This is a genomic window from Nonomuraea muscovyensis, assembly GCF_014207745.1.
In the GTDB taxonomy this organism is placed as follows: domain Bacteria; phylum Actinomycetota; class Actinomycetes; order Streptosporangiales; family Streptosporangiaceae; genus Nonomuraea; species Nonomuraea muscovyensis.
This window is the reverse complement of record NZ_JACHJB010000005.1, coordinates 168,829-185,337: the sequence shown is the minus strand read 5'-3', so window position 1 is coordinate 185,337 and position 16,509 is coordinate 168,829. Positions and strand designations below refer to the sequence as shown.

The following is a 16,509-nucleotide window of genomic DNA, read 5'->3' as shown; positions in this document are numbered from 1 at the left end:
CGCCGGGCTCAGGCCCGGTCGCCCGCCGCGTCGCGCGGTCGCACTCCTCGCGTGCTCTCCCTGGTCATGAGCCGGTACGCGGCATGCACCTCCCGCGGGGGCCGGTCGGTGCGGCCCTCGATCCGCTGCTTGAGCAGGTCCACCGCGATCCCGGCCAGCTGCGCCTTGTCGGGGGCGACCGTGGTCAGGGTGGGCGTGGAGAAGCGGCCGTCCTCGATGTCGTCGAACCCGGCCACCGCGATGTCCTGCGGTATCCGCAGCCCCGCGGCGAGGATCGTCCGCATCGCCCCCAGCGCCAGCAGGTCGTTGAAGCAGAACACCGCGTCGGGCCGGGCCTCCAGCAGGGCCGCCATCGCGGCGGCGCCCTCCGCCCGGCGGTAACGCTCGACCTTGGCCACCGTCTCGGGCAGCGCGTGCGCGGCCAGGGACTCGCGGTATCCGGCCAGGCGGGGCGGGGCCGTGCCGCTGATGGAGTTGTCCTGGGCGCCGAGGGCGGCGATCCGGCCGCGGCCGAGGCCGATGAGGTGGTCGGTGACGTCACGGGCGGCGCGGACGTTGTCGACCGCGACGTGGTCGGCCGGGCCGCCGTGGATGCGCTCGCCCAGCAGGACGAGGGCCGTGTCGTCCGTACGGGCGGCCAGCTCGTCGGCGCCGATCGCGATGGGGCTGAGGATGAGCCCGTCGACGCGATGCCTGCGCACCCCGTCGAGGACCTGCCGCTCGCGGTCCAGGCTGCCCCCGGTCTGCTCGATGATCACCAGCCAGCCCACCTCGGCGGCGGCGTCGATGATGAACCGCGACAGCTCGGCGAAGTAGGGGGCGTCGAGCTCGGGCAGGGCCAGCGCGATCACGCCGGTGCGGCCCTGCCGCAGGTTGCGCGCCGACAGGTTGGGGCGGTAGTCGAGCTGGGAGAGCGCGTGCTCCACCTTCGCCCGGGTGGCGGGCGACACGTGGGCGTATCCGTTGACCACGTTGGAGACCGTCTTCACCGACACGCCGGCCAGGCGCGCGACGTCGCGCAGGCTCGCTCCCATCCGCACTCACCTCCCAAAGGTCGCACGGCTCGCCTGCCGCACACGGTTCGACGCCGTCGATCGTAACGCCCCGGTATCGGCCGCCGGGACACCCATTTACAACGTTGAAGCAACGTTGTATCAATACCTCCACGAAACGTCGCGTTAACAGTGAGGTTGTTGTCTTGGCGACCACCGCTCGTCTCACCCTGGATCCCTCCTTCCGTATCGGGCCCGTCGAACCCCGGCTCTTCGGGTCGTTCGTCGAGCACATGGGCCGGTGCGTGTACACCGGCATCCACGAACCGGGTCACCCCCTGGCCGACGCCGACGGGCTGCGCACCGACGTGCTGCGGCTGGTCCGCGAGCTGGGGGTGACGGTCGTCCGCTATCCCGGGGGGAACTTCGTCTCCAACTACCGCTGGGAGGACGGCGTCGGCCCGGTCGGGGACCGGCCCGCGCGGCTGGACCTCGCCTGGCGCAGTCTGGAGGACAACCGGTTCGGCCTGAACGAGTTCATGGCCTGGGCCGCGAAGGCCGGCGTGGAGCCGATGATGGCGCTCAACCTGGGCACGCGCGGCGTGGCAGAGGCGCTGGACCTCGTGGAGTACACCAACCACCCGGGCGGCACCCGCATGTCCGACCTGCGGCGGGCGCACGGCGTGGACAAGCCGCACGACGTCCGGCTCTGGTGCCTGGGCAACGAGCTCGACGGCCCCTGGCAGATGGGGCACAAGACCGCGGCCGAGTACGGCCGGCTCGCCGCCGAGACGGCGCGGGCGCTCAAGCGCTTCGACCCGAACCTGTCCCTGGTGGCCTGCGGCAGCTCCAACAGCGGCATGCCGACGTTCGCCGCCTGGGAGGCCGAGGTGCTGGAGGCCGCCTACGACCTGGTCGACTACATCTCGCTGCACGCCTACTACGACCCCTCCGACGGCGACGTCGACTCGTTCCTGGCCAGCGGCGCCGACATGGACCACATGATCCGCTCGATCGCCGCCACCGCCGACCACGTGGGCGCGAAGCTGCGCAGCGGCAGGCGGCTCAAGCTCTCCTTCGACGAGTGGAACGTCTGGTACCAGAGCCGGTTCCACGGCGAGTCCTCCCTGGAGTGGAGCGAGCACCCCCGGCTGATCGAGGACACCTACGACGTCACCGATGCCGTGGTGGTCGGCAGCCTGCTCATCACGCTGCTGCGCAACGCCGACCGGGTCGGCGTCGCCTGCCTGGCCCAGCTCGCCAACGTGATCGCGCCCATCCGGACCGAGCCGGGCGGGCCCGCGTGGCGGCAGAGCATCTTCCACCCGTTCGCGCTGACCGCCCGGCACGCCCGCGGAGAGGTGCTGCGGGTCGAGCCCGACTGCGCGACGATCCCGACCGCCAAGTACGGCGAGGCGCCCGCGCTCTGGGCGACGGCCACCCACGACGCGGCGACCGGGGAGATCTCGCTGTTCGTCGTCAACCGCGACCGGCACGGCCCGTGCGCGCTGGAGATCGCCCTGCCCGCCGGGCTGCGCCCGGTGGAGCACCTGGAACTGGCCGACGACGACCTGTCGGCCGCCAACACCGCCGACGCCCCCGACCGCGTCGTCCCCCGGGCCGGAACCGGGCTCAGCCAGGCGGAACGCCGGGTCACCCTGACGCTTCCACCCGTTTCTTGGAGTATTGTCCGCTTCGCTCCCAGCGTCCCGTAGGAGACACCATGAGCACTTCCCTTTCCCGCCGCTCCTTCCTCGGCCTGTCCGGCGCCGTGGGACTGACCGCCGCCCTGACCGCCTGCGGGGGCGGCACCAAGATCGGCGCCGGGTCGTCCGCACCGGCCTCGGCCGCGCCGACCTTCTCCGGCGGGGAGTACACCGGTCCCAAGGTCACGCTGGACTACTGGAACGGGTTCACCGGCGGCGACGGCCCGCACATGCGGGCGATGCTGGAGGCGTTCAACAAGGAGTTCGCCGGGCGCATCGAGGTCCGCAACGTCACCCGGCGCTGGGAGGACCTCTACCCCGCCATGCCGACGGCCATCGCCGCCGGCAAGGGCCCCGACGTGGCGGTCATCCACAACGACTGGGTGGGCACCTTCGCCGCCCGGCGGACGCTGCTGCCGCTGGACGACGTCGTGTCGGCGCTCTCCCTGAGCGAGTCGGACTTCATCCCCGCCGTCTGGAACGCCGGCGTCTACCAGGGCAAGCGCTACAGCGTGCCGCTCGACGTGCACAGCCTCGGCGACTACTGGAACCGGTCCCACCTGGAGAAGATCGGGCTGAGCGAGGCCCCCGCCGACCGGGCCGGGTACGAGGACGCGCTCGCGCAGCTGAAGAAGGCCGGGATCGCCCACCCGTTCTGGATGCCGAACAAGTGGCCCGCCCACCTGATGTTCATGAGCCTGCTCTGGCAGCACGGCGGGGAGCTCTACAGCGACGACGGCACGCGGGCCCTGTGGGGGTCCGAGCCGGGCGTGCGAGCGCTGAGCTGGATGGTCGGGCAGATCGACAAGGGCTTCAGCCCCGCGCAGGTCGCCCAGGACAGCCAGTACGCCGCCTTCAAGAACGACAAGGTCAGCTTCACCTGGGACGGCATCTGGCAGATCAACGACCTGAAGACGAACGCCAGATCGCTGCAGTGGGGCCTCGGCCCGATCCCGAACATCGGCGGCTCGGCGGCGGTGTGGAGCTCCTCCCACAACTTCGTGATGACCTCCCAGGCCGGCAAGGATCCGCACAAGGTCCAGGCGGCCAAGTTCTTCGTCGACCACATGGGCCGCCTGTCCACCGAGTGGGCCAGGGCCGGCATGATCCCGGCCCGCAACTCCGCCCGGCAGGACCCCTCGGTCGCCGACCTGCCGCAGATCAGACTGGCCGCCGACCTGGACGCCTTCCACTTCCTGCCGCCGCTGCCGGGCGTCGGCGACGTGCAGTCCAAGGCCCTGGAGCTGGCGGTGGCCAAGGCCGTGCTGAAGCAGGCGTCCCCGAGCGAGGCGCTGAAGGAGGGCGTCGCGACGGCGGACAAGCTGCTCGCCGAGAACAAGCGGAAGTACGGACAGTGAGCCTGCTGACCCGGGCGCGTGACCTGCCCGGCGCCGCGGAGCCCGGCAGGTCCGCCACGCGGACCCCGCGGATGCGGCCCTGGACGCCGTACGCCTTCCTGGCCCCCTACCTCACGCTGTTCGCCGTCTTCATGCTGCTGCCGATCGCGTTCGGCGGCTGGACGAGCCTGCACGAGTGGGACATCAACCTCCCGGCCAAGCCGTTCGTCGGCCTGCAGAACTACGCCGACCTGTTCGACCCGGCCAGTGTGGACGGGGCGCGCTTCTGGACGGCGATGCGGGCGACCGGGATCTTCACCGTGGCCTCGGTCCCGCTGCTGATCGTGCTGCCCCTGCTCGTGGCTCTGCTGATGAACGGCCGGTTCAGGGGGCGCAACCTCTACCGGGCCGTCTACTTCGCCCCCTACGTGCTGGGCGTCGCGGTGGTCGGGCTCGTCTGGCGGTTCCTGCTGGACGGCAACATCGGTCTGGTCAACCATTACCTGGGCCTGGACGTGCAGTGGACCACCGACGTGCCGGCCGCCTGGGTCGCCCTGGTCGGGGTGACGGTCTGGTGGACGCTGGGCCTGAACTCGGTCATCTTCCTCGCGGGCCTGCAGGACATCCCGCGCGAGCTGCACGAGGCGGCGATGGTCGACGGCGCCTCGGCCTGGCACCGGTTCCGCGCGGTGACGCTGCCCGGGCTGCGGCCGGTGACGGTCTTCGTGGTCAACGCCACGATCCTGGCCTCGGCCAACATGTTCGGCCAGTCCTACCTGATCACCGGAGGCGCTCCCGCCGACCAGACCAAGACGGCGATCTACCTCATCGCCGAGACGGGTCTGCGCCAGTTCGACATGGGCACCGCGTCGGCCATGAGCTTCGTCCTGGCCGGGTGCCTCATGGTCGTCAGCGCCCTCGTCTTCGGCGCCTTCAGGGAAAGGAGCAAGCCGTGACCCGGGACGCGCGCGGCCTGCGGCGGGCCCTGCTCCACCTGGTCCTCGTCGTGCTGGCGGCGCTCTATCTCAGCCCGCTGGTGTACATGGTCTCCACCTCGTTCAAGACTCGGGAGAGCGCCGGGTCGACCGAGCCGGCGTGGATTCCCGACCCGGTCACCACCGGCGCCTACCGCGACATCCTCGGCAGCGCCGACAGCCCCGTCATCACGTGGTTCGCCAACAGCCTCGTCGCGGCCACCGGGCACGCCGCCCTGGTCCTGGTCACGGCGGCGCCCGCCGCCTACGCGCTGGCCCGGCTCCGGTTCCGGGGACGCGGCGTGATCTTCACGGCGATCGTGGCGACGTTGTTCGTGCCGCCGGTCGTGCTGCTGATCCCCAACTTCCTGATCGTCAACGAGCTGTCCTGGGTGGACAGCCTGCCCGCCGTGATCGTCCCCGCGGCGGCGGGCGCGTTCGGGGTGTTCTTCCTGCGGCAGTTCTTCCTGACCCTGCCGGCCGAGCTGGAGGAGGCGGCCGAGCTGGACGGGTGCGACCGGTGGCGGATCTTCGTGGCCATCGCGCTCCCGCTGGCCCGGCCGGCCCTGGTGACCCTGTTCCTGCTGTCGTTCCTGACGAACTGGAACGACTTCCTGTGGCCGCTCTACGTGCTGCTCAGCCCCGAGTCGCTCACCCTGCCGGCGGGCCTCGGCAACTTCCAGAGCGCCAACAGCATCCGTTACGACCTGCTGATGGCCGGCGCGGTGATCGCCAGCCTGCCGGTGATCGCCCTCTACCTGATCGCCCAGCGCTGGGTGATCGAGGGGATCTCCCGCTCGGGTCTGAAGGGTTGACCGGCCCGGCCGCCTCGGGACGCGGCGCGGCGGCTCGGGTGGTCCGGGGCGGTCAGCGGTCGAAGGCGTGGCGGTAGGCGCGCGGCGAGAGGCCGTGGCGCCTGGCGAAATGCGCGCGCAGGACTCCGCCGGTGCGGAAGCCGACCTGCTGGGCGACCTCGTCGACGGACAGCCCGGTGGTCTCCAGCAGTTCCTCCGCCCGGTCGAGCCGCTGGGCGGACAGCCAGGCGTGCGGGGTGGTGCCGGTGAGCTCCCGGAAGCGGCGGGCGAACGTGCGCGGGCTCATCAGCGCCCGCTCGGCCAGGTCCTTGACGGTCAGCGGCTGCCGGAGCCGGTCACGCGCCCACGCGAGCGTGTCTCCCAGGCGGGCGTCGTCGGCCGCGGCGCGGGGCACGACATCGGTCTCGGCCGTGGCCGGGACGTAGTGCGACTCGCCGCTGTCGCGCCGGGGCGCGACCATGCCCTCCCGGGCCACGACGTTGGCCACGGCGGTGCCGTGTTCGCGGCGCAGCAGGTACAGGCACATGTCGATGCCCGCGGTCACGCCGGCGCCGGTGACGACGCGGCCCTGGTCGACGTAGAGCGCCCCGGTGTCCACGGTGATCGACGGATGCTCCCGGGCCAGCTCGCCGGCCAGCAGCCGGTTGGTGGCGGCCCGGTGACCGTCGAGCAGGCCGGTGGCGGCCAGCAGGACCGTCCCGCTGCAGTAGGCGGTGACGAGGGCGCCGCGGCCGTAGGCGCCGGTGATCGCGTGGACGGCGCGGGCGGACGGGACGAGCGGGCGGGAGTCGGTGGGCAGCACGATGACCAGGTCCGCGCCGGCCATCGCCTCGGCGTCGTGCTCGACCCGCATGAGCAGGCCGAGATCGGTGCGCAGGGCGCCGGTCCGGTCGGCGCAGACGGAGAAGTCGATCGGGGGCAGGCCGAGGGAGGACCGGTCGGCGAAGATGTTGCTCACCGCGCTCAGGCCGAACGAGCTGACCCCGGGCCGGGCGTAGGCCACCACCGATCTGAAGGGGGTCCGCGCGCGACCGGCGGGCGGGCTCGGCGGCCGGGCGGGCTCGTCACGCCGTTGGTGCGGGCAGAACGGCCTCGTGGGTGACAGCAGTGACGATCCGTGAACGCTCAACGCCCGCATCCCCTTCCCCCCGAACGACACCTGCGGCAGGACCCGGCCGTCCGGCCCCTGATCCGGCGATCCGTCATCGGGCGACCATGCCACCCCTTCCTGTCGTCCCGGTGTCGTTCCGCTGTCGCCCCGCCCGGCCGGGGCGCCGCGCGGACGCCAGGTTCGCCGGTCAGCCGCGGGGACGCGGGCGACTTTCAAGTTCTTTGAACTGTGCGCTCCGGCCGCCGGGCCGTTGCAGGGTGAGGGGTATGGGGATGCGCTTCGGTCTACTGGGGGCCTTCGAGGTGACGCGGGACGGCGTGCCGGTGGCTGTCCCGGCGGTCAAACAGCGGATCGCGCTGGCCACCTTGCTGCTGCGGGCCAACCAGCACGTCTCGTTCGATCAGCTCGCCGAGCGCATGTGGGACGGCCGGGAGGCTCCCGACGACGCGCGGGCAGCGGTCCAGACGCACATCGCGAGGTTGCGGCGGACGCTGCTCGACCGCGGCGCCCGCCCACGGCTGATCCACACGCGGGAGGAGGGCTACAGCATCGAGCTGGCCACCGACGATCTCGACGTCACCGCCTTCCTCGACCTCGTCGGCCGCGCCGAACGAGCCGGCCGGGCCGGCGACGTCACGGCCGAGGAGAGCCTGCTCCGGCGGGCGCTGGCGTTGTGGCGCGGGCCCGCCCTGGTCGACGTCCCGTCGGACGCGCTGCACCGCGACCACGTGCCGGCGCTCGACGAGCGGCGGGCGCGGGCGCTGGAGCGCCGGTTCGACCTCGGGCTGCGGGCCGGGCTCCACGACGAGCTCGTCGTGGAGCTCAAGGACGCCACCGCCGCGCACCCGCTGCGCGAACGCCTGTGGGCCCAGCTCATGCTCGCCCTGCACCGGTCCGGCCGCCAGGCCGAGGCGCTCCAGAGCTACCGCGCCGTCAGCCGGCTGCTGCGCGAGGAGCTGGGCGTCGATCCGGGTGAGGAGCTGCTGCGGCTGTACCGCGAGATCCTCGCCGGCGCCCCCGGCCCGTCCCCCTCCCCGTCCCCGTCTCTCTCCCCGGAGGGCCCCACGTCCCCGAGCGCCGCCGCCACCCCGGCGGACCCCACGCGGCCGGACACCGCCGCCTCCCCTGCCGGCCCCGCCCGGCCGGACACCGCCGCTCCCCCCGGGCCCGGCCCGCGGCCGCGGCAGCTCCCCGCCGGCATCGCCCCCTTCACCGGGCGCCTCGCCCAGCTCGCGGCCCTGGACGAGCTGCTCTCCGAAGCCGGCGGCGGGGCCCCGCGGCCGGTCGTCATCGACGGCACAGGAGGGGTGGGCAAGACCGCGCTGGCCGTCCACTGGTCGCGCCTGGTCCAGGACCGCTTCCCCGACGGGCAGCTGTACCTCGACCTGCGCGGCTTCGGGCCCGGCGCCCCGCTCGATCCCGCCGCCGCCCTGGAGACGCTGCTGCGGGCGCTGGACGTGCCGGCCGAGCGGATCCCCGCCGAGCCGGACGCGCGCTCGGCGCTGTGGCGCAGCGAGCTGGCCGGCCGCCGCCTGCTGATCCTCCTGGACAACGCCCGTGACGAGGCGTCGGTGCGGCCGCTGCTGCCGGGCGGGCGGTCCCTGGTGCTCATCACGAGCCGCAACCAGCTGCGCGGCCTGGCCGCGCGCGAGGGAGCGCACCGCGTCACCGTCGGCGTCTTCTCCCCCGAGGAGACCCACGCGCTGCTGTCCTCCGTCCTCGACGCCGATCGGCTCCGGGCGGACCCCCGGGCGGAGGCGGAGCTGGGCGAGCTGTGCGCCCGCCTGCCGCTGGCGTTGCGGATCGCGGCGGCCAACCTCGGCGCCGACCCGCACCTGAGCCTCGCCGACTACGTGACCGAGCTGCGCGAGGGCAACCGGCTCTGCGCCCTGGAGGCGGGCGACGACCAGGCGGCCGCCATGCGGGCGACCTTCGAGCTGTCCTACACCGCGCTGCCGGAGCGGGGACGCCGGCTGTTCCGCCTGCTCGGACTGGTGCCCGGCGGGAGTTTCACGCCGGGCGCCACGGCCGCGCTGGCCGGCTGCCCGACGGCAGAGGCGAGGCAGGAGCTGACCAGGCTCGCCGCCTCCCACCTGATCCATGCCGACGGCCCCGGCCGCTACTGCTTCCACGACCTGCTGCGCCTGTACGCCGCCGACCGCGCGGCCGCCGATGAGGAACCCGTCGAGCTGCGGCGGGCGAGGCGGCGCCTGCAGGACTGGTACCTGCGCAGCGCCACCGCCGCCGCCCGGCTGCTGCACCCCCACTGGGTACGGCTGCCGCCCGCGCCGCCGGAGCCGGGCGTGACACCCGTGGCGTTCGGCGGCGAGGAGAGCGCGGCGGCCTGGCTGGACGCCGAGCACGCCAACCTGGTCGCGATGATCCGCGACGTGCGGGCCCACGGTCCCGGTGAGCCGGCGTGGCGGCTGACGGACGCGCTGCGCGGCCACTTCTGGATGAGCAGGCGCATGGACGACTGGCTCGGCTGCGCCGCGGTCGCCCTGTCCGCCGCGCGGGCCGAGGGCGACCCGGCCGCCCAGGCGGTGATCCAGCTCAGCCTGGCCAACGCCCACATGCACCAGGACCGGCTCGAACAGGCGACGGCGCTCTACACCCGCGCCCTGTCGCTCACGGAGGAGGCCAGGTGGCTCGACTGCCGGGCCTCCGCCCTCGGCGGGCTGGCCCTCGCCCGGCTGCGCCTCGGGTATCCGCGGCAGGCGGTCGAGCCGCTCGAGGAGGCCCTCGCCCTGTCCCGGCGCACCGGCAACGCTCGCGGGCAGGAGGCGTACCTCAACAACCTCGCGCACACCCACCGCCAGCTCGGCCGGCTGGAGCAGGCCCTCGACCACCTCAGGCCGATCCTGGACGCGGCCACGGACAATCCCGTCATCGCCTGCAACGTGGGAGAGGTCTGCCACAGCCTGGGGCGACTGGGTGAGGCGGCCGGCCACCTGACGCGCGGCGTCTCGCTCAGCCGCCAGAGCGGTGACCGCGCGATGGAGGCCGAGTGCCTGATCGTGCTGGCGGCCGTGCACCACGACCTCGGGCACGACGCCGAGGCGCTGCTGCTCGGCGGCGAGGCCCTGGCGATGAGCCGAGACCTGGGCGACCGCATCCTGCAGGCCGGCGCGCTGAACGTCCTCGGCGCGGTCCACCACGGCCACGGCCGGCACCGCGAGGCGCTGGAGGTCCACCAGCAGGCGCTCCAGGCGACCAAGCAGGGCGGCAACCGCTATCCCGAGGTCGTCAGCCTCATCGGCCTGGCCGGCGCCGCCAGGGCCCTCGGCCGCCTGGAGGACGCCGCGGCGCACGCCGAGCGGGCCCGCGCGACGGCCAGCGACCGCTCGTTCCGGATGCTCGAAGGGCTCGCCCTGACCGCCGTCGCGCAGACCTGGCTCGCGCGCGGCGCCGCCTCCGAGGCCGCCGCGCAGGCGAGGCTGGCCGTCGCGGCGCACCGCGAGAGCGGCCACCGGCTCGGCGAGGCGCGGGCGCTCCGCGTCCTGTGCGACGCGCTGTGCGAGGAGGAGGGCGTCGCCGCCGCGGTGCCGTACCGGCGCACGGCGCTGTTGCTGTTCTCCGAGATCGGCAGCCGCGAGGCCGGCTCGCCGACCCCCGCGACGGCCTCCGGCGGTCACCCGGCCGGGCAGGTGTGCGACCTGGAGTCGCTCTGCGGGGAGTGACCCGGCTGCGCCGGGCCCCGCGCCATCCCTCACCTTGGCAAATGAGGGCGAACGGGACGCTTTCCCGCTCTGACACGGTGTATCTTGCAGCATGACGCACGAGGACTCTGACGGGCTTGCCGAGGCGTTCCTGCGTGAGCCCCGTCGCTACACCAGCCACCAGGTCGCCCACATGGCCGGGGTGCCGGTCTACCGTGCGCGCCGGTTCTGGCGGGCGCTGGGGTTCCCGAACGTCGCCGACGACGCGGTCGAGTTCACCGACTCCGACGTCGAGGCGCTCAAGACGCTCGTCGGCATGGTCAGCGACGGCGTCTACGACGAGGAGCACATGCTGCTCACGGCGCGTTCGCTGGGCAGGGCGACGGCGCGGCTGGCCGAGTCGCAGGCGCAGCTCGGCGCCGAGACGCTCGACCAGGCGGGCGTGCCGCTGTCGGAGCGGTCCAAGGCGTGGCGCAGGCGGGCCGACCGGGTCGTCCCGCCGCTCGCGCGGCTGCTCGTCTACTCCTGGCAGCGGCAGCTCGCCGCCGCGGCGGGCCGCATGGCCGACCAGGACCACGCCGCGGTACGGCTCGCGGTGGGGTTCGCCGACCTGGTCGGGTTCACCCGGCTGAGCAGGCAGATCACCGAGCGGGAGCTCGCCGAGCTGGTCGACCACTTCGAGGGCCGCTCGGCCGACGTCGTCACCTCGTCCGGGGGGCGGGTGGTCAAGACGCTCGGCGACTCGGTGCTGTTCGTCTCCGGCAAGGCACACGAGACGGCCGAGATCGGGCTGCGGCTCATCGAGACGCACGCCAAGGTGCGGAACATGCCGCAACTGCGGGTGGGCATGGCCGCCGGGCCGGTGATCTGGCGGATGGGCGACGTGTTCGGCACCACGGTGAACCTCGCCAGCCGCCTGACGGCGCTCGCCAACCCGGGCACGATCCTCGCCGACCCGGAGATGGCCGAGGAGCTGGAGGGTGACCGGGCGTTCGAGCTGCGGCCGGTCAACCGCCTCTCGGTGCGCGGCCTGGGCGAGCTGGCCCCGTTCACGATCACCCGGGCCGGCCGCGCCACCACCTGACCGCGCCCTCGCTCTTCCGGCCACCTGCCGCCTTCACCCGCGCGCATCCCCTCCGGCTGCCCCGCCGTCTTCACGCGGGCGCCCTTTCCGGTCCTCCGACCGGCCGGGCAACCCGGGGGCGGCGCCGATGCGTCACTACCGGCAGTGGCCCCGGACATCCGGGGCCACGCGGCTGGATGTGGTTGAGCGGGCGCCGGCAGAAGCGCCGACAGGAGGCATCAGGTGGCAGATCGGGCGATATATCAGGACTTCGTGCTCGCGCGGTCCGACCTGCTGTTACGCACGGCCTACCTGCTGACCCGGGACTGGGCCCTCGCGGAGGACCTGCTGCAGGAGTCGCTGGCCAAGGCTTGGTTCGCCTGGCCGGGCATCGACGAGCCGGAGGCGTACGTCCGCCGGGTGCTCGTGACCACCTATACGTCGTGGTGGCGGCGCAGGTGGCGCCGCGAGCTGCCCAGCGCCGACCTGCCCGACGCACCGACCGGCGACGACGTCGCCGGGGTCGGCGAGCGGGAGGCGCTGTGGCGGGCCGTGGGCCGGCTGCCCGCCAAGCAGCGCGCCGTGGTCGTGCTGCGCTTCTACGAGGACCTGGCGGTGGCCGAGGTGGCCCGGCTGATGGGCTGCAACCCCGGCACGATAAAGAGCCAGACCGCCAAGGCGCTGGCCAAGCTGCGCGTGGACGAGTCGATCGTGAAGGAGCTGCACCGGTGACCGTACAAGATCTGCGTGATGTGCTGCGCGAGCACGGCGACGGCCCCGCGCCGGCCAACCCCACCCGCCCCGACCAGGTGCGGGCCCGCATCCGCCGGATGCGGCGGCGCCGGCGCGCCGTCATGGTCGCCGGCGCGGGGGCGGCCGTGACGACGGTCGCCGCACTGGGCTTCGCCTTCCTTCCCGGTACGGCGGCTGCTCCCCGGCCCGCCGACGACACCGCGGTCGTGCCGACCTCCGCGGACGCGCCCGAGCTGCCCGAGTCGTTCACCTCGGCCGACGGAGCCGAGTACCGGCGACTGGACCTGGTCTCCCTCGCCAGGACGGGCCCCAGGAAGGCCACGGTCACGATCCCCGTGACCGGCAGGCCGCTCGACGTGGCCGTCACCTGCGCCGGGTCCACGAGGGCCGCCAGCCCCAAGATCAGTATCGGCCGCAGGCCCGTGACCGCCGGCGTGTTCTGCCGGCCGGGCAGACAGCTCGTCGCACTGCCCGTGCCGGCGGGCGGCGCGAAGGAGGCCACCGTCACCTTCGACACGACGACCCATGGCACGGCCTGCACGCGCGAGAAGCCGGGCGGTCCGTGCCGGCCGGTGAAGGAGGAGCGGGGCGACTGGTCGCTGGCCGTGTACGAGTGGACGCCGCCGGCCCAGCCGGTCGAGCCGGAGGCGCCGCGGCCGCTTCCCCGCCGCGCCGGCGCGTTCGAGCTGGCGGAGTCCCGGTCGGGCACCTGGCCACGCGAGTCCTCCGTCACGTTCCGGGTGCGCGGGGACGGCCGGCCGATCGGCGTCGACCAGATCTGCACCGGCGACCTGGCCGACCGGCTGGAGTTCCGATACGAGTTGAACGGCCGGGACACGGGCGCCAGCAGCTCGTGCGGCGTGTGGAAGCGGGGCGCGTTCCCGTCGGCGATCAAGGAGTTCGCCGTGCCGAAGGGCCGGTCGGCGACCATCACGGTGAAGGCGTCGATGCGGGCCGAGGCCCCCGACCGGCTCGTCCGCTGGTCGGTCGGCCTCTTCCGGGAATAGGAATTATCCACGGCCGCCCGTGTTGCACCCGTACGTGACCAGGCTCTCGATCCTCGATCGCTCGCTCGTCAGGCAGGGCCACCCGCCCGCCGAGGCGCTGCGCGACACCGTCCGCTTCGCGCGGCAGGCCGAGGAGCTCGGCTACCACCGCTTCTGGGTGTCGGAGCACCACAGCGTGCCGGGGGCGGCGGGGTCCGCGCCGACCGTGCTGGCGGCGGCCGTGGCCGCCGCCACCTCCCGCATCCGGGTGGGCACCGGCGGGGTGATGCTGCCCAACCACCGGCCGCTGGTGGTGGCCGAGCAGTTCGGCGTGCTGGAGTCGCTCCACCCGGGCCGCGTCGACATGGGGCTCGGCCGGTCGGTGGGGTTCACGGGCGGCATCCGGCGGGCGCTGGGGGTCGGCAAGGAGGAGGCCGACGACTTCGGCGACCGGCTGGCGGAGCTGCTCGGCTTCTTCACCGGCCGGTCCGCGTACCCGGGCGTGCACGCGCTGCCCGCCGAAGGGCTCAGGCCGCAGGTGTTCGTGCTGGCGATGGGGGCGGGCGCGGACGTGGCCGCCGCGCACGGACTGCCCCTGGTGATCGGCGGGACGGGCGGGCGGGCCCGGGAGGCGGTCGAGCGGTACCGCGCCGGGTTCCGGCCCTCGGCGTGGGCGGCCCTGCCGTACGTGGTGGCGGCGGTGGACGTCGCGGTCGGGCCGACGGCGCGGGAGGCGGCCCTGCTGCAGGTGCCGGAGGCGTGGTCCACGGCCCACGCGCGCACCCGCGGTTCCTTCCCGCCGCTGGCGCCGGCGGAGGAGGTGCTGGCGCTGGAGATGACGGAGCGGGAGCGGGCGCTGTTCGAGGAGGCGCGCAAGGGGCGCGTCCACGGGACGGCGCAGGAGGTCGCGCTGGAGCTGGGCGGCCTGGTGGACGTGATGGGGGCGGACGAGGTGCTGGTCACCATGAACACCTACGACCTGGACCGCCGCCTCGACTCCTACCGCCGCCTGGCGGCCGTCTGGCCCGCGACGGCCGCCGGCCGGGACGGATAGGCCCCGGCGCGGCCTCCCGGGTTCGACCTGTGGCGCGCACCAGGGTGAGGCGGCATGACCACCCCACCCGGCAGGAAGGACGTGAGCAGAATGCAGACCGTGGCCTTGGGCGGTCAGGCATCACGTACATCGACACCGCCGAGGCGTACGGCCCGTACGAGAACGAGAAGCTCGCCGCCCTCCTGCAGGCCGTTCCCGAGGGGTCCGTGGCCGGCGACCGCGACGCGCCGGAGGGCCTCCCCCGCAACAACCTCGGCCTGCAGGCACTGCCGCAGCGGTCAGGACGGTCCGATGCCGCGGCGCCGGCGGGGCACAACCGCTCAGCCGGAGAAGACCGCGCTGTGCAGGTCCACGGGGTTGGCGGCATCGTTGGTGGACACGCCGTACACGGCTGTGAAGGCGCTGCCGACCGAGACCAGGCCGGTGTAGTCCCCGAGCAGGCGTCCCACGCTCGTCACCGGAACCTTCCGCGTGTCGAACGGCCCCTCGATGTGCTGTTCGCGCCATGCCCTGGGCTGCGTGCAGTTGCTCGCGCACGTGACGGCCCACAGGTCGGTGGGCAGGGTGGCGGGGTCAGGCGTGTTGTTGCGGAAGTCGTAGTAGGTGACCGCCACGGTGCCCGTCCGGGACACGGCGACGACCGGTACGGCGGCGGAACCGGTGGGGGTCTTGTCCAGGCGGACCGGGCTGGACCACGTCTTCCCCCCGTCCGCCGATCGCGAGTAGGCCACGTGGAAGGTGCCGTCGGAGTCCTGGCTCTGCCAGACGGCGTTGACCACCTGGGTGCCCGGTTGGGCGGCCAGCAGCGGCAGGGCGGCGTTGCGCACCGGGTCACCCGAGTCGTCCGGGTCCGGGATGCGGGGGCCCACCGCGAGCGGGGCCGGGACGTTCAGGGTCGGCTCCGACCAGGTCCGGCCGCCGTCGGTCGAGCGGATGACCTGGGTGGCGCCGTCGGTGCTCGTCTCGTGATGCATGCCGATCAGCAGCGTCCCGTCCGGGAGCGGCACCAACTGGGTGCCGATGACGCCGCTGTTGGTGGGCACGTCGTACACCTTGCTCGTGGACCAGGTGCGCCCGTCGTCGGTCGACTTCGCCAGATAGATCGGCTGTACCCAGTTCTCCGTCGTGCTGGTCGACTGGTTGTCGATGCGGTCCCACACCGCGTAGACCACGCCTGGGTGGTACGGGTCCGCGGTCACCGACGGGCGGTCGTTGAAGAATCGCGGGTTGTCGTCCCGTTGCAGGGTGACCGGCGCGTCCCAGGTCCGGCCGCCGTCGGCGGATCGGGCCACCAGGATGGCGGTCACGTCGCCGGCGCGGGACATCGACAAGGACGCGGCCACCGCCGTACCCGACGGCGTGACCGTGACCCAGTGGTCCGTCGTGACGTCGTAGTCTCCGCCGTTGGCGCTCGTACCGCCGTTGCACCGGGAGAAGGCGGGCTGGTTCTCGGACTGCTGCCAGGTCAGACCGTAGTCGTCCGACACGGCGGTCACCGCGCCGTTGCTGCCGTACCGGTTCCAGCGGTCCTGCTGGAACACCGTGACGAGGCGCTGCGGACGCTTCGGGTCCCTCGCCAGCATGGGCAGGACTTCGGTGTTCGGGTTCAGGGTGTAGCCGTCGGCCGGGGGCAGTCCGCAGCCCGCGGGCAGCGGGCTGATACCCGAGACCGGCCGCACGATGGCAGGTCTGGGAGTCGCGGCGTCATCCGCGGAGGCGGGCTGCACAACGGTGCAGGCGAACAGGGTGGCGGCTGCGGCTAAGAGCGCCCTGGAACGTCGGATCACGAGCTTTCCTCATCTTCGCTGTGTCTGTGAGACGTCACCGCCTCGCCGGGGTAGCGTGGCGTCTTCCCGGGAGTCGGCGAACGACGCAGGGAAGATTACAACCACAAGATCAGCTTCGTCTGCCCGTTGGCCACGAACCCAGCCGACAATGTGCCCGACCTGAGCTTTTGCTGTGATCGCGGCGCTGACCGGCTCCTCGACGGGGCAGCCGGTGCGCAGTCAGCGCAAACTGCCGGCGGCGGGTATGGAAAGCGCGCTGCGGCGCCAGTCGA

General features: G+C 73.4%; 12 protein-coding genes. 9 read left to right on the top strand and 3 right to left on the bottom strand.

Features of this window, described 5'->3' with window-relative positions:
• Window positions 1-8: 8 nt before the first annotated feature.
• On the bottom strand, window positions 9-1,034 hold the full coding sequence (locus FHU36_RS42965) for a LacI family DNA-binding transcriptional regulator (protein ID WP_185089909.1): 1,026 nt from the start codon (window positions 1,032-1,034) through the stop codon (window positions 9-11).
• Between the two features lie 164 nt (window positions 1,035-1,198).
• Here FHU36_RS42965 and arfA point away from each other — a divergent pair, with 164 nt between their 5' ends.
• Genes arfA through FHU36_RS42945 form a run of 4 tightly spaced genes read left to right on the top strand, consistent with a single transcriptional unit; the run spans window position 1,199 to window position 5,824 of the window.
• Window positions 1,199-2,707, top strand: coding sequence for an arabinosylfuranosidase ArfA (gene arfA / locus FHU36_RS42960; protein WP_185089908.1), 1,509 nt, complete (start codon window positions 1,199-1,201; stop codon window positions 2,705-2,707).
• A gap of 8 nt (window positions 2,708-2,715) precedes the next feature.
• The gene (locus tag FHU36_RS42955; RefSeq protein ID WP_185089907.1) at window positions 2,716-4,056 is read left to right on the top strand and encodes an ABC transporter substrate-binding protein; all 1,341 of its coding nucleotides are present in this window, start codon (window positions 2,716-2,718) and stop codon (window positions 4,054-4,056) included.
• Entirely contained in the window at window positions 4,053-4,991 is a 939-nt protein-coding gene (locus FHU36_RS42950; protein WP_221497451.1) for a carbohydrate ABC transporter permease, read from the top strand. Before FHU36_RS42955 ends, FHU36_RS42950 begins: the two co-directional genes overlap by 4 nt.
• Window positions 4,988-5,824 carry a carbohydrate ABC transporter permease gene (locus tag FHU36_RS42945; RefSeq protein WP_221497450.1) on the top strand — a complete coding sequence of 279 codons (837 nt, stop codon included), beginning with the start codon at window positions 4,988-4,990 and terminating at the stop codon, window positions 5,822-5,824. Before FHU36_RS42950 ends, FHU36_RS42945 begins: the two co-directional genes overlap by 4 nt.
• A 52-nt stretch (window positions 5,825-5,876) precedes the next feature.
• Here FHU36_RS42945 and FHU36_RS42940 read toward each other — a convergent pair whose 3' ends face one another.
• Window positions 5,877-6,830 (bottom strand): GlxA family transcriptional regulator, encoded by a 954-nt coding sequence (locus FHU36_RS42940; protein ID WP_221497449.1) that lies wholly within the window; start codon window positions 6,828-6,830, stop codon window positions 5,877-5,879.
• Window positions 6,831-7,201: 371 nt separating this feature from the next.
• On the opposite strand from FHU36_RS42940, the gene FHU36_RS42935 reads away from it, so the two are divergent.
• The 5 genes from FHU36_RS42935 to FHU36_RS42915 all read left to right on the top strand — a co-directional run bounded on the left by FHU36_RS42935 (window position 7,202) and on the right by FHU36_RS42915 (window position 14,450).
• Entirely contained in the window at window positions 7,202-10,615 is a 3,414-nt protein-coding gene (locus FHU36_RS42935) for an AfsR/SARP family transcriptional regulator (RefSeq protein WP_185089905.1), read from the top strand.
• A 91-nt stretch (window positions 10,616-10,706) separates the two neighbouring features.
• On the top strand, window positions 10,707-11,678 hold the full coding sequence (locus FHU36_RS42930) for an adenylate/guanylate cyclase domain-containing protein (protein WP_185089904.1): 972 nt from the start codon (window positions 10,707-10,709) through the stop codon (window positions 11,676-11,678).
• Between the two features lie 222 nt (window positions 11,679-11,900).
• Window positions 11,901-12,389, top strand: coding sequence for a SigE family RNA polymerase sigma factor (locus FHU36_RS42925; protein WP_185089903.1), 489 nt, complete (start codon window positions 11,901-11,903; stop codon window positions 12,387-12,389).
• Window positions 12,386-13,417, top strand: a complete 1,032-nt coding sequence (locus FHU36_RS42920) for a hypothetical protein (protein WP_185089902.1) — start codon at window positions 12,386-12,388, stop codon at window positions 13,415-13,417. The genes FHU36_RS42925 and FHU36_RS42920 overlap by 4 nt, the downstream gene beginning before the upstream one ends.
• Window positions 13,418-13,436: 19 nt before the next feature.
• Window positions 13,437-14,450, top strand: coding sequence for an MsnO8 family LLM class oxidoreductase (locus tag FHU36_RS42915; RefSeq protein ID WP_312892237.1), 1,014 nt, complete (start codon window positions 13,437-13,439; stop codon window positions 14,448-14,450).
• Between the two features lie 320 nt (window positions 14,451-14,770).
• On the opposite strand, the gene FHU36_RS42910 is transcribed toward FHU36_RS42915, so the two are convergent.
• Window positions 14,771-16,237 carry a sialidase family protein gene (locus FHU36_RS42910; RefSeq protein WP_185089901.1) on the bottom strand — a complete coding sequence of 489 codons (1,467 nt, stop codon included), beginning with the start codon at window positions 16,235-16,237 and terminating at the stop codon, window positions 14,771-14,773.
• Between the last annotated feature and the right edge of the window lie 272 nt (window positions 16,238-16,509).